Genomic DNA, 13,123 nt, shown 5'->3' on the forward strand with positions numbered 1-13,123 from the left:
GCCCTAAGCTTGGGAAGATTCCGAGGAGGTGCGGCGACTTCACCCATGCTTACCCCGATTCGTTGCACTGCGACAACAATATGAGGTAAATGATAAGGAAATGTTACGTTTTTCAAATCGTTCCGAAACAAATCCGGAAAGCGCGCGCCGACCTGCATTATTATCACTGCAGGCCTCGCCTTCCGTGCTTTTGCATGCCGGAGCGATGCCCGGAGCCACCGATGCAAGCACGTCCCCACTCTCACCGCACACTATCCCGGCCCCCGGAGCCTGGCGTATGTCCACGATCCTGATCGTCGACGACCGGCCCTCGAACCGGCGCTACCTGAGCGCCCTGCTCGGCCACACCGGCCATCGCCTGCTCGAAGCCTATGACGGCGCGCACGCGCTGGCCCAGGTGCGCACCGAGCGGCCCGACCTGATCATCACCGATATCCTGATGCCGGCCATGGACGGCTACGAATTCGTGCAGCAGCTGCGCGCCGACCCGGAACTGGCCGCCACCCGCGTGATCTTTTACTCGGCCATCTACGCCGTGAGCGAAACGACCGCGCTGGCGCGCAGCTGCGGCGTGACGCGGGTGCTGGCCAAGCCGGCCGACCCGGAAGACATCCTGGCCGCGGTGCATGGCGAACTGGGACTGTCCGGCAGCGCCGGCATGCACGACCAGGGTCCGCCACCGGACGACGGCGCGCCAGTCCTGAGCGCGGACCTGGGCAGCAGCATCGACGACGCGCTGGTGTCGGCGCGCCAGGCGCTCGGCGCCCTCTTGCAGCGCCATGGCGCCACGGATGCCGCCCTCGGCGCGGACCTGAACACCCTGGTGGGGGAGCGCATGAGCGGCTTGCGCAGCCTGGCCGCGCGCCTCGGCGCCATGGAGGAAATGAGCCTGCGCCTGACCGGCGAGCGCAATGCCGACGCGATGATCGGCGTATTCCTGCAGGCCGCCGGCGCCATCCTGGACGCCGACTGCGTGGCCGTGTGCCTGCTCGACAGCGGCGAACAGCGCGTGCGCCACCTGGCCGCGCGCGGGGTCGACAGCGCGCTGCTGGCCGGACGCGCGCTCGATACGCGCCAGTTGCCCGGCACCCTGCTCCAGCAGCCCCTGGCGCTGCGCCTGCAGGACGGCGCGGCGCTGCCCGAGGGCCATCCGGCGGTGGACGGTTTCCTGGGCCTGGCGATCCGCGACCGCAACCACCTGTACGGCTGGATGTACTGCGCCCGCGCGCCGGGCGCGACGCCGTTCAGCCACGAAGATGAACGCATCGGCGTGACCCTCGGCGCCCAGCTGGCGGTAGCCTACGAAAACCTCGGCCTGTACGAAGTGGTGCAGCGCCACGCCGCCCAGTTGCAGCTGGAAGCGGCCGCGCGCCTGCAGGCCGACCGCGCCCTGCGCGACAGCGAACAGCGCCTGCGCCTGTCGGCCCGCATCCTCGAGAGCACGCAGGAAAGCATCATGATGACCGATGCGCAGGGCGCCATCATCGCGGTCAACCCGGCCTTCGAGCACATTACCGGCTACAGCGAAGCGGAGGTGGTGGGCCGCAATCCGCGCCTGCTGCAGTCGGGCCGCCACGACAGTGCGTTTTACCGCGCCATCTGGGCCAGCTTGACCGCCAGCGGCCAGTGGCGCGGCGAAATCACCAACCGGCGCAAGAACGGCCAGGTGTACCCGGAGCGGATCAGCATCAACGCCGTGCGCGGGGCAAACGGCGCGGTCGACGCGTATGTATCAGTATCGAGCGACATCAGCGCGCTCAAGGCCGCCCATCACCAGGTCGACTTCCTGAGCAACCACGATCCATTGACCCTGCTGCCGAACCGCTCGGTGCTGGTCGACCGCATGCAGCAGGCGATCGCCTCGGCGCGCCACGGCGACCGCCAGATCGCCCTGCTGCTGTTTAATATCGACCGCCTGCAGCGCATCAACGACAGCCTGGGACACGAAGCCGGCGACGCCCTGCTGCGGGAAGTGGCGCGCCGCGCCGGCATGCTGGCCGGTCCCGCCGACTCGCTGGCGCACCTGGGCAGCGACGAATTCGTGCTGCTGCTGACCGAATGCCTGGACTCGGACGCCATCATCGTCGCGGTGCGGCGCCTGATCGACGAGATCGCGCAGCCGTTCCACGCCGACGGCCATGAACTGATCGTCACCACCAGCGTGGGCATCAGCATCTACCCGCGCGACGGCGCCAATCCGAGCGAGCTATTGAAAGCGGCCGACGTGGCGCTGTCGCACATGAAGGATGCGGGCCGCAACGGCTTTCGCTTCTTCAAGGGCGAGATGAACGCGCACGCGCTGCGCTGGATGGCGCTGGAAACGCACCTGCGCCGCGCCATCGAACGCAACGAACTGTCGCTGCACTACCAGCCGCAGGTGGCGCTGGGCAGCGGCCGCATGTGCAGCATGGAAGCGCTGCTGCGCTGGAGCAGCCCGGAACTGGGCCAGGTCGGGCCGGGCGACTTCATCGCGCTGGCCGAAGACACGGGCCTGATCCTGCCGATCGGGAACTGGGTGATCCGCCAGGCCTGCATGCAAAACAAAGCCTGGCAGGATGCCGGCCTGCCTCCGCTGCGGGTGGCGGTGAACGTCTCGGCGCACCAGTTCACGGCCGGCACGGTGCCGGCGGTGGTGCGCGAGGCGCTGCGCGAAAGCGGCCTGGACGCGCGCTACCTGGAAATCGAACTGACCGAAAGCGTCATGATGCGCGACAGCGAAGCGGCCGAAAAACAGCTGGCCGAACTGACCGACATGGGCGTGTCGATTTCGCTCGACGACTTCGGCACCGGCTACTCCTCGCTCGGTTACCTGTCGCGCTTCATGCTCGACAAGCTGAAAATCGACCAGAGTTTTGTCCGCAACATCATCAGCGATCCGCGCAGTGCCGCCATCGCCCAGGCCACCATCGCGCTGGCGCACGGCCTGTCGCTGACCGTGGTGGCCGAAGGCGTGGAGACAGCGGAGCAGCTGGCGTTTTTGCAGCGCATCGGCTGCGACGAGGTACAGGGCTACCTGTTCAGCCGTCCGCTGGCGGCCGACGCGATGGCGCTGCTGATGGCATCGGATGCGCGCCTGGCGCTGCCGCCTCCGCTACCCGCGTCGCTACCCGGGTCGCTACCCGGGTCGCTACCCGCGTCCCCATAGGAGTAGAATCCGCGCTCCACCAATAGAATTGCAGAGACGCCGATGACCAAGTATTTCGTTCGATCCGCCTGTGCGGCCACCCTCCTGCTGGCGTGCGTTATCGGCGCCCAGGCCGCCATCAAGCTGGACGACGCGATACCGGTAGGGCCGCAGGTCAAGGTGGGCAAGCTGGCCAACGGGCTGACCTACTACATCCAGAAAAACGCCAGGCCCGAGAAAAAACTCGAACTGCGCCTGGTCGTCAAGGCCGGCTCGATCCTGGAGGACGAGGACCAGCAAGGCCTGGCCCACTTCACCGAGCACATGGCCTTCAACGGCTCGACCAACTTCAAGAAACACGAACTGATCTCGTACCTGCAATCGATCGGCGTCAAGTTCGGCGCCGACCTCAATGCCTACACCAGCTTCGACGAGACGGTGTACATCCTGCCCATCCCGACCGACAACCGCGACAACATCGACAAGGGCTTCCTGGTGCTGCAGGACTGGGCGGGCGGGCTGACCATGAACGCGGCCGACATCGACAAGGAACGCGGCATCATCCTGGAAGAACTGCGCCTGGGCAAAGGCGCCAACGACCGCATGCAGAAGGTGCTCATTCCAAAGCTGTACAACGGCTCGCAGTACGCCCGGCGCCTGCCGATCGGGCAGGAACACATCATCAAGGACTTCAAGCACGAGACCATCCGGCGCTTCTACAAGGACTGGTACCGGCCCGACCTGATGGCGGTGGTGGTGGTGGGCGACATCGACCCGCTTGATGCCGAGCGGCGCATCCAACAGCATTTCGGACAGCTGAAAAACCCGGCCAACCCGCGCGCGCGCACCTACGCCGCCATTCCCACGCGCGCCCACACCGAGGCGCTGGTCGTGACCGACAAGGAAGCGACATCCAACGCGCTGCTGATCCGCTATCCGGTGAAGGAAGCGATCGACAAGGGCACCTTCGGCGCCTACCGCGAGAAGCTGGTCGAGGCGCTGTTTACCGGCATGCTGGGCCAGCGCATGCAGGAACTGGCGCAGCAGGCCGACCCGCCGTTCATCGCCGGCAGCAGCTCGGTGGGCAAACTCACCCCGCGCTACACGTCGTTCAATGCCTTCGCCGCGCTCGGCAAGGGCGGCGCCACGCCGGCCATCGAGGCGCTGGTGCAGGAAAACGCGCGCACGCGCCAGTTCGGCTTCAGCGCCCAGGAATTCGAGCGCGCCCGCAAGAACATGATGCGCCAATACGAACTGGCCTACAACGAACGTGACAAGACCGACTCGGGCAGCTACGTCGGCGAATACGTGCGCAACTTCCTCGAGCAGGAAAGCATTCCCGGCATCGAAAACGAATACGCCTACGTGCGCGAGCTGCTGCCGGCGATCACCCTCGACGAGATGAACGGCTACGCGCGCGCCACCATTCCAGCCGCCTCGGCCAAGCTGGTGGTGTACACGGGCAGCACCAAGAACGATATTCCGGTGCCGACCAGCGCCCAGCTGCTGGCCGCGGTGGCCGCGGCCGAAAAAGTGACGGTGCGCGCGCTGGAGCAAAAGACGCTGGCCACGGAGCTGATGGACAAGCCGCCGGCGGGAGGCAGCATCGTCGCGCAGAGCGAAGACAAGGCGCTGGGGCTGACCAGGCTGACCCTGTCGAACGGCGTGAAAGTGATCCTCAAGCCGACCGACTTTCGCAACGACCAGGTGCTCATGAGCGCGGCGCGTTTCGGCGGCCAGACCCTGTTCGGCGAGGCCGACATCATCAACGCGCGCTACGCGAATGGGGTGGTGGGGACGATGGGGCTGAAGGATCACTCGCCGCTCGACCTGCAAAAGATCTTGGCGGGCAAGGCCGCCACGGTCAGCGTCACGCTGGGGAACCATGTGGACGGCATCACCGGCAGCACCGCCAACGACGACATGGAAACCATGCTGCAGCTGCTGTACCTGCGCATGACGGGCGTGCGGCGCGACGAAGGCCTGTACAAGTCCTTCGTCGGCAAGCAGGTCGAAGCGGCGCGCAACGCGATGGCGCAGCCGGAATCGGTGTTTCGCGACACGCTGGTGAGCACCCTGTATCAAAACCATCCGCGTGTGAGCCGCACGGCGCGCCCGAGCGACTTCGACAAGCTCGATCTGGAGCGCGCGCTGGCGGTCTACCGCGCGCGCTTCTTCAGCGCCAAGGACATGACCTTCATTTTCGTGGGCAGTTTTGACATGGCCAAGGTCAAGCCGCTGCTGGCCACTTACCTGGGCGCGCTGCCGGTGGGCGAGATCGAGATCGGCTACAAGGATGCCGGCGTGCGTCCGGTGCGCGGGGTGGTGAAGAAGGACGTGCGCGTCGGGTCCGAGGCCAAGAGCAGCGTGTCGCTCAACTTCAGCGGCGAGGCGCCGTATTCGGACGACGAAGCGATGCGCTTCCAGGCGATGCTGGAAGTGATCAACATCCGGATCACCGACATCCTGCGCGAAAAGCTGGCCCTGATTTACGGCGGCGGCATGAGCGGCAGCTTGAGCAAATACCCGTACGAGAATTACCTGATCACGGCCTCGCTGCCGACCGGGCCGGCCAATGTGGACAAGGTGATCGCCGCCGCGATGGCCGAAATTGCGCGCATGAAGGAGCAAGGACCTGATCTCGCGGACCTGAACAAGGTCAAGCAGAACTGGCTGCAGAACCACCAGAAATCGCTGCGCGAGAACGGTTACTGGGTCAACCGCCTGCAAGCGGCCGAGCTGCAGGGGAACGATCCGCACGAGATCCTGGCGTATCCGAAAAAGGTGGACGCCATCACGCCGGAACAGCTCAAGCAAGCCGCGCGGCGCTACTTCGACATGAACAACTACGTGCAGCTGGTGCTGTATCCGGAAAAATAAGCAGGGGGTGCCCAAGGCTTATTCGCGCTTATTTTAAATAACGCTCGAACCACCCCACCGTGCGGGCGCGCTGGTCGCGCTGGTGTTCGGGCTTGCGGATCGCGTGGCCTTCGCCATCGTAGATCACCAGCGTGGTCGGCGTGCCCATGGCGCGCAGGCCGTGCCAGAACTCCATCGATTGCACCGCCGGCGTTTCGACGTCGCGCTCGCCCACGTAGAGCAGGGTCGGCGTCTTGGCAGCCTTGATCGATTCGATCGGCGAGGCAGCCCGGTACACCGCCGGGTCGTCGTAGGCCGAGGCGCCGAAGAAGGGAATCATCCACTGGTCGATGCCGTTCTGGCCGTAGTAGCTGATCCAGTTGGCGATGCCGGCGCCGGCCACCGCGGCCTTGAAGCGGTCGCTGTGCGTGACGCCCCACATGGTCATGAAGCCCCCGTAGGAGTGTCCCATCAGACCAAGGCGGCCGGCGTCCACCGGCGCCGTCTTCACCACGGCGTCGACGCCGGCCAGGATGTCGCGCCAGTCGCCGCCGCCGAAATCGCGCTTGTTGGCGCTGCTGAAGGCAATGCCCTGGCCGAAGCTGCCGCGCGGATTGGGCAGGAACACGTAGTAACCCTTGCGCGCAAGGTCGCGCAGCAGCGGGTTGGCCTGTTCGCCGTCGGAGACGAAGCGCGGCGAGGCGGCCGACGCCGGTCCGCCGTGCACCTGGACCACCATCGGATATTTTTTACCCGGCTCGGTCGCCAGCGGCGCGACCAGCCAGCCCTGCATCTTGAAGCCCTCGTTGATCCATTCGACGCTGGTGGCGCGCACCTGCGGCGCGAAGCCGTCGTTGTCGCGCGTGATGGCGGCCAGCTGCGGCAGGCGTCCGGCGACGATGCGCGGGGCGCGCGCGAAGTCTTCATGCACCGAGGCGGCGACCGCGCCATCGGCGCTGAAGACGAAGCGGCCCTGGCGCGAGCCGGTGGCACCGACGGCGCCCGACCACAGGGTGCGCGTGCTGCGCCTGGCCGGGTCGATGCTCAGCACCGCATGGTCGCTGCCGACCAGCGCCGAGGCGATCAGCTGCCTGCCCTGCCAGGCGAGAGCGTTGAAGGAGCCGGCGAAGCGCGGTGTGACGTTGTGCGGCTCGCCGCCCGACAGGGGCACCGTAAAGACGTCGCCGCCGACCGAGCCGAAGTCACTCATGAGGCCGCCGATGAAGGCGACGCTGCGCCCGTCGGGCGAAACGCGCGGAATATTCATCTGCATCTTCGGCGCTGCCAGCACGCGCAATGTACCGCTGGCGGCGTCCACGTGGCCGAGGGTGGCGACCCACCAGTTGTTGTCGCCGTTGCCCTTGGCGCTGGTGACGACGAAGCCTTTGCCGTCCGGGGTCCAGTCGTATTCGTAGATGTAGCTGTCGGGCGGAGAGACCATGGTCAGTTCGCCGCCGCGCGGGGCCACCAGGGCGAGGCGCTGGGCGTCGTCCTGGGTGCCGATTTCGCCGACCTGGCGCGCGCCCGCTTCGACGGCACCGGCGAGTTTTTTCGCGCCGGGGGTGGCCAGCAGCGACAGCAGTTTTCCGTCCGGCGACCAGCGCGCGGTGCTGGCCACGCCCTTGATCGACGCGACCGGCGTGGCGCCCGCGGGGCCGGCGACGTAGACGGTGGCGGTGCCGGCCTTGGCGTCGGCGCTGATGAAGGCCAGCGATCGCTGGTCGGGCGACCAGGCGGGATGATCGTAGGTACAGGTGGCGCACGGGTCGTACTGGGCCAGGATGGCGCCGCTGACGGCATCGCGCACGACCACGACGGCATGCGGGCGCAGCGGCAAGCCGCCCGGGTCGAGCGATTCGAGGGCGGCGATACGCTTGCCGTCCGGGGTGATGGCGAGGGCGCGGTAGTCGCGCAGGGCGGCAGGTTCGGCGGCCAGTGCGGAAGCGGCGGCGCCGGCCATCATGGCCGAGAACAGGACTGTGTGGAGTTGTGCCATAGTGAGTTTATGTGGGTGAGATTTTCTGTCAAATCCAGCAAAAGGAAAACCGTGATCGGCCAGGCGATAGGGTCGGCACGTTCAGGGAACTCAATATATACGATTGCGCAGTGCGCTACACGGGCGGCTGCGCATTTCCTTGCTTCGGGCACGATTAGGACCGGTCAGGATCAGGCGCTGCGTTTCCTGTTCTGTTCTAGCGCCGCTGGCTGCGCTCAGCCCGGTTTTAGTACGACAAGAAAGACGATCGCCGTCACGCCGCACAAAACCGCTGCGGCGGCGTACCGCAAGCACGCGGGTGCTCGGCGCGCCGGAACGTCGACCATTCGCCGCAGACTGCCGCCCTGGATTCCATGCACGGCCGACAGGGCGAGCACCAGTACGATCTTCAGGCTCAGCCAGGGCGTCATCCACCAGTGTCCGAGGGTGGCCAGCGCGAGTCCGCAAGCCCAGGCCAGCAGCATCGCCGGTGCGACCAGGAGCCGGTCCCAACGCACGGCGGCGCCAATCACGCTGCGCTCATCCGGCAACAGCGGCAAGGGCTGGCGCGCCACCGTCCGCAACAAAAAAGCCTGCATCAGCAGGCCACTAATCCAGGTCATCACAGCGACGATATGCAGCGCTTTCAGGAGCAGGTACATCATGCGGCCGGCGCGACGATCGCCGCGGCCTTGCGCTCGATCAGGCCGATGCTGAACCACGCGCCGCATGGCAGCATCGCGCAGCCAATCAGTTGCGCGACCTCGGTACGGGTCCAGTCTTCGGCGGTGACGTTGCTCGTCATGGTCCAGAGATAATAGAGAAATGCCATGCCGTGCACCGGCCCCATGAACGTGACCAGCGCCGATTGGCCGGCGATATGTTTTAGCGGTACCGCAATACCGAGCAAAAGCACCAAGGTCGCCCCTTCCCACAGCGCAGCGTGGCGCAAGCGCCGGAATTGCTTCAATCGTGATTCCATCGCCCACCCTTGCCGTTGAATAGAGCACGATTATGACGACGCAATTTCCGGCTGAACATTGGCCGCATTGCCATATTGCGCATGAATCCGGCCAAACGCTATCCAGAGACTGACACGACAGCCTATGGCCGCTAGAATCGCGCCATGCACAACATCGCCATCCTGGCGCCCCACGGCGTCATCCCATTCGACCTGGCCACTGCCTGTGAAGTATTCAGCCGCGTTCGCGTTCCGGGCTTGCCTGCTGCATACGAGGTCGTCGTATGCGGCGAAGCGCCGTCGGTGGCAGCCAGCCTGTTCGATTTGCATACGCGATGGAATCTGAGCCATGCGGCCGGCGCCCATACCTTGATCATTCCGGGCATCGACGACATCGACGCGCCAGTGTCGGAACCGGTGCTTGCGACGATCAGGGCCGCTGCGGCGGGAGGGGCACGGATCGCCTCGATTTGCAGCGGCGCCTTCCTGCTTGCGGCAAGCGGCTTGCTGGACGGCCAGCGTGCCACCACCCACTGGATGGCGGCGGGCGAACTGGCGCGCCGATTTCCGGCAGTTATCGTGGACCCGAACGTGCTGTTCGTCGACAACGGCAAATTACTGACCTCGGCGGGGGCTGCGGCCGGACTCGATCTCTGTCTGCATCTGGTGCGGCGCGACTACGGCGCCGCGGTCGCGGCCGATGCGGCCCGCGCCGCGGTGATGCCGCTCGAACGTGGCGGTGGCCAGGCCCAGTTTATCGTGCATCCGGAACCGTCATCATCGCTGGCTCTGCAGCCAGTGCTCAAATGGATGGAATCGCAATTGCATTCTGCGTTGACGCTGGAGGCCATCGCCGCGCATGCCTCGCTCAGCAAACGCACCCTCAGCCGCCGCTTTCTCGAGCAGACGGGCACCTCGCCCCTGCAATGGCTGCTTGGCGCGCGCGTGAGGCGCGCCCAGTATCTGTTGGAAACGAGCGCGCTATCAATCGAGCAAGTTGCCAACGCGACCGGATTCGGTTCAGGCGCCGCCCTGCGGGCTTGTTTCGGCAAACAGGTCGGTACCAGTCCCCATGATTATCGGCAAAGTTTTCGGTCGCGTTGAGGGCAAGCAGGCATCCACGCAACCTTGCGACGCAGCGGGAGGGATTCCACGACCGACGTTACCGCCCTCGCCGGCCTCGCGGATGTTACAGCGATGGCGCCGCGCAAGCGTCCAGCCGGATTGCGGCGATCATTTCGCCGTCCCCGTCCGGGCCGGTCTCGACGAAGCCCAGACTGCCGTGGAACGCTTTGGCGACCGGGTTCTCCTGTCGGTTGCGCTGAGGAGGCGGCGCGGCAACGGGCCGGCCGCCGGATCGACGCCGGTCAGGCTTTGCCGACCGAGAGCATACGCTCGACGTAGCGCGCGATCAAGTCGATTTCCAGGTTGACCTTGCTGCCAACGCGCAAATGCTTGAGCGTGGTAACTGAAATGGTGTGCGGAATCAGGTTGATCGAGAAGCGGCACAGCTTGCCCGAAGCGGCGTCCAGGTCTTCCACGCGGTTGACAGTGAGCGAGACGCCGTTGATGACGACCGAGCCCTTGAAGGCGAGGAATTTGGCCAGCTCGTGCGGGGCGTCGATGACCAGTTCCCACGATTCGCCCACCGCTTCAAAGCGGTGCACCAGGCCCAGTCCGTCGACGTGGCCGGACACCAGATGGCCGCCCAGGCGCTCGGCCAGGGTCAATGCTTTTTCGAGGTTGACTTCACCGGGCGCGTCCAGACCGGCCGTGCAGTTGAGGCTTTCGCGCGAAACGTCGACGCTGAAGGTGGCGTCGGTCTTGGCGACCACGGTCATGCAGGCACCGTTGATGGCGATCGAGTCGCCCAGGGCGACGTCGGCCAGCGGCAGTCCGCCGGCATCGATGTCGAGCCGCACGCCCGCGTCGAGGCCGCCTTCAAGTGGTTGGACGGAGCTGATCTTGCCGACGGCGGCGACGATTCCTGTAAACATGCTGGACTATTCCTTGGTGTGAGTAAAGCGGGCGAGGATGCGCAGATCGTCGCCCAGCGGGTGAATGGCGTGAAAGCGCAGGCGCTTCTGCTGGTCGAGGCTGGTCAACGCGGGCATTGAAAACATGCCGCGCGCTTCGCCCAGCAGGCTCGGCGCCAGATAGACGAGCAGTTCGTCGACGCAACCCTCGCGAATCAGCGATCCGTTAAGCTGGGCGCCGGCTTCGATGTGCAGTTCATTGATTTCGCGCCGGCCCAGTTCGCGCATCAGGGCCGGCAGATCGACCTTGCCGGCTTCGTTGGGCAGCAGGATGACCTCGTGGCCGGCGGCGCGCAGCTCGGCTTCCCTGGCGGGATCGGGCACGGCGCACACGATCCAGCATGGGGCGCCGGCCAGCACGCGGGCGGCGGGATCGATCTCGAGCCGGCTGTCGACAATGATGCGGCGCGGCTGGCGCGGGGTGTCGACGCCGCGCACGGTCAACTGCGGATCATCGGCCTTGACGGTGCCGATGCCGGTAAGGATGGCGCAGGCGCGCGCGCGCCAGGCGTGGCCGTCGGCACGCGCCTCGGGTCCGGTGATCCATTGGCTGGCGCCATTGTGCAGGGCCGTCATGCCGTCGAGGCTGGCGGCAGTCTTGAGGCGGACCCATGGCACGCCGCGCTGCATGCGCGACAGGAAGCCGATATTCAGTTCACGCGCCTCGGCCTCATGCAGGCCGGAACTGACGGCGATGCCGGCCGCGGCCAGCTTGGCCAGGCCCTGCCCCGCGACCAGGGGATTGGGGTCGACCATGGCGGCGACGACACGGCCCAGGCCGGCGCGCACCAGGGCGTCGGAGCACGGCGGTGTGCGGCCATGGTGGTTGCACGGTTCCAGCGTCACATAGGCGGTGGCGCCGCGTACGTCGTTGCCGCGGGCCTCGGCGTCGCGCAGGGCCTGGATTTCGGCATGGGCCTGGCCGGCCGGTTGCGTGTGCCCGGCGCCGATAACGACGCCATCGCGCACGATCACGCAGCCGACGCGCGGATTTGGCGAGGTCGTGTACAGCCCTCGTGCAGCCCAGTCGAGGGCGAGGGTCATGGCGGCAGAATCGGTAAGTAGTTGCACGGATATCCCAGCGTAAATGGCTGACCGCGATTTTACGCCAAGACGGCCGTTCCCGCCCGGTCTTGCTAAGGTTCCGCCTCTTCCCCGGCGCAGTTTGCGCCATCGCGCACGGGGTCGCACACGCGGGCCCGGCCGAGCATGTTGATCTTGATGCGGCGCGTCTGTCCGCCCTGGAACAGCGACAGTGTGCCCCAGCGCGCCGCAGCGCTGCTGGTTGCGCTGCAGCTGCGTCCGGCACTGTTATAGGCCAGGTAATCAGGCAAATTCTGGCTGGTGAACAAGGCGCTGACGACAATGCCCTTCCCGACCGGGCCATGCATGGAGATCAGTTCGTCTGCGGCGCCAGGCCGGCGGTCGCCATCGCGGTCGACGAACGCCACCCAGCCGAGACTCCAGTCGGCGCCGCCAGGGTCCGCCGGCGCAAGCATGACACGCTGGCCGCGCGCCATGGCTTGCGTACGCGTCATGGCGATGGCACCGGCGAGGTCGTTCACGGCCGCGTTGAGCTGGTAGTGGCGGATCAGCGCGCGCATGTCGGGCATGACGATAGCGAGCACGATGGTGGCGATGAACAGCACCGTCATCAGTTCGACCAGCGAGAAGGCGTGCAGGCGCCGCGCCCGCGCGTGGTTCATGGCCAGCAACCGGCGCTACCGCCGCTGGCCGTGCGTTCGCCGACGCTGTTGAGCCTCAGGGTCTCGCAATCGCCATCGCGGAAGGTGGAGTCGACCCGGTCGGTGCCGGGAATGGCTTCAATGATGATGCAGCGCGCAATCGTCTGGCCGGCGCAGGCGTGCCCGCGCAGCTCGTACGCGCTTGACGCGGCGCTGCTGCCGGACCACCACTTGAAGTGCCCCTGCTCCGGGCTGCCGGCGTCGGCCGAGAAAGCCAGGTAGCGGTTGTGCTGGGTGTAATAGCGCTCCTGCTTTTGCATCAGCTCAAGCAGCACCGCCTGGGCTTCGGCGCGGCGCGCCTTGATGAGGAAGTCCTGGTAGCCGGGATAGGCAAGCGCGGCTAGCACGACGACGATCGTCATCACGATCATCGTTTCGATCAGGGTAAAGCCTTGACTGCGTTTCATTGCCGAATCCCTTCGC

At 66.2% G+C, this 13,123-nt stretch carries 10 protein-coding genes; 3 read left to right on the forward strand and 7 right to left on the reverse strand.

The genetic code is table 11. The features are described from left to right. The first annotated feature begins 277 nt into the window (after positions 1 to 277). Both CR152_RS30540 and CR152_RS30545 read left to right on the forward strand, forming a co-directional pair. On the forward strand, positions 278 to 3,145 hold the full coding sequence (locus CR152_RS30540) for a two-component system response regulator (RefSeq protein ID WP_229413714.1): 2,868 nt from the start codon (positions 278 to 280) through the stop codon (positions 3,143 to 3,145). 42 nt (positions 3,146 to 3,187) lie between these two features. Next, positions 3,188 to 6,004 (forward strand): M16 family metallopeptidase, encoded by a 2,817-nt coding sequence (locus CR152_RS30545; RefSeq protein WP_099881289.1) that lies wholly within the window; start codon positions 3,188 to 3,190, stop codon positions 6,002 to 6,004. Between the two features lie 28 nt (positions 6,005 to 6,032). Here CR152_RS30545 and CR152_RS30550 read toward each other — a convergent pair whose 3' ends face one another. The 3 genes from CR152_RS30550 to CR152_RS30560 all read right to left on the reverse strand — a co-directional run bounded on the left by CR152_RS30550 (position 6,033) and on the right by CR152_RS30560 (position 8,928). Then, complete coding sequence (locus CR152_RS30550; RefSeq protein ID WP_208640230.1) at positions 6,033 to 7,979, reverse strand: S9 family peptidase; 1,947 nt, start codon at positions 7,977 to 7,979, stop codon at positions 6,033 to 6,035. Between the two features lie 215 nt (positions 7,980 to 8,194). After that, positions 8,195 to 8,623: a CopD family protein gene (locus CR152_RS30555; RefSeq protein WP_099881293.1), complete on the reverse strand. Its 429-nt coding sequence runs from the start codon at positions 8,621 to 8,623 to the stop codon at positions 8,195 to 8,197. Next, on the reverse strand, positions 8,620 to 8,928 hold the full coding sequence (locus tag CR152_RS30560) for a DUF3817 domain-containing protein (RefSeq protein ID WP_167399978.1): 309 nt from the start codon (positions 8,926 to 8,928) through the stop codon (positions 8,620 to 8,622). The genes CR152_RS30555 and CR152_RS30560 overlap by 4 nt, the downstream gene beginning before the upstream one ends. Positions 8,929 to 9,084: 156 nt before the next feature. Between CR152_RS30560 and CR152_RS30565 the strand changes: the two genes are divergently transcribed. Beyond that, complete coding sequence (locus CR152_RS30565; RefSeq protein ID WP_099881297.1) at positions 9,085 to 10,023, forward strand: GlxA family transcriptional regulator; 939 nt, start codon at positions 9,085 to 9,087, stop codon at positions 10,021 to 10,023. Positions 10,024 to 10,286: 263 nt separating this feature from the next. Here the strand turns inward: CR152_RS30565 and CR152_RS30575 are convergent, their stop codons facing one another. The 4 genes from CR152_RS30575 to CR152_RS30590 form a co-directional block, all read right to left on the reverse strand. Further along, entirely contained in the window at positions 10,287 to 10,916 is a 630-nt protein-coding gene (locus tag CR152_RS30575) for a riboflavin synthase (protein ID WP_099881299.1), read from the reverse strand. Positions 10,917 to 10,922: 6 nt separating this feature from the next. Further along, on the reverse strand, positions 10,923 to 11,999 hold the full coding sequence (gene ribD, locus CR152_RS30580; protein ID WP_208640231.1) for a bifunctional diaminohydroxyphosphoribosylaminopyrimidine deaminase/5-amino-6-(5-phosphoribosylamino)uracil reductase RibD: 1,077 nt from the start codon (positions 11,997 to 11,999) through the stop codon (positions 10,923 to 10,925). A 92-nt stretch (positions 12,000 to 12,091) separates the two neighbouring features. Beyond that, positions 12,092 to 12,661 (reverse strand): GspH/FimT family pseudopilin, encoded by a 570-nt coding sequence (locus CR152_RS30585; RefSeq protein WP_099881303.1) that lies wholly within the window; start codon positions 12,659 to 12,661, stop codon positions 12,092 to 12,094. Then, entirely contained in the window at positions 12,658 to 13,107 is a 450-nt protein-coding gene (locus CR152_RS30590) for a type IV pilin protein (protein WP_099881305.1), read from the reverse strand. The genes CR152_RS30585 and CR152_RS30590 overlap by 4 nt, the downstream gene beginning before the upstream one ends. Between the last annotated feature and the right edge of the window lie 16 nt (positions 13,108 to 13,123).

Source organism: Massilia violaceinigra (genome assembly GCF_002752675.1).
GTDB classification, from domain to species: Bacteria; Pseudomonadota; Gammaproteobacteria; order Burkholderiales; family Burkholderiaceae_D; genus Telluria_A; species Telluria_A violaceinigra.

What these genes read in the sequence shown, in the direction of transcription:
- CR152_RS30545 (WP_099881289.1), top strand. Translation starts at nt 3,188, where the DNA reads ATGACCAAGTATTTCGTTCGATCCGCCTGTGCGGCCACCCTCCTGCTG.
- CR152_RS30590 (WP_099881305.1), bottom strand. Translation starts at nt 13,107, where the DNA reads ATGAAACGCAGTCAAGGCTTTACCCTGATCGAAACGATGATCGTGATG.
- CR152_RS30555 (WP_099881293.1), bottom strand. Translation starts at nt 8,623, where the DNA reads ATGATGTACCTGCTCCTGAAAGCGCTGCATATCGTCGCTGTGATGACC.
- CR152_RS30575 (WP_099881299.1), bottom strand. Translation starts at nt 10,916, where the DNA reads ATGTTTACAGGAATCGTCGCCGCCGTCGGCAAGATCAGCTCCGTCCAA.
- CR152_RS30565 (WP_099881297.1), top strand. Translation starts at nt 9,085, where the DNA reads ATGCACAACATCGCCATCCTGGCGCCCCACGGCGTCATCCCATTCGAC.
- CR152_RS30585 (WP_099881303.1), bottom strand. Translation starts at nt 12,661, where the DNA reads ATGAACCACGCGCGGGCGCGGCGCCTGCACGCCTTCTCGCTGGTCGAA.
- CR152_RS30540 (WP_229413714.1), top strand. Translation starts at nt 278, where the DNA reads ATGTCCACGATCCTGATCGTCGACGACCGGCCCTCGAACCGGCGCTAC.
- ribD (WP_208640231.1), bottom strand. Translation starts at nt 11,999, where the DNA reads ATGACCCTCGCCCTCGACTGGGCTGCACGAGGGCTGTACACGACCTCG.
- CR152_RS30550 (WP_208640230.1), bottom strand. Translation starts at nt 7,979, where the DNA reads ATGGCACAACTCCACACAGTCCTGTTCTCGGCCATGATGGCCGGCGCC.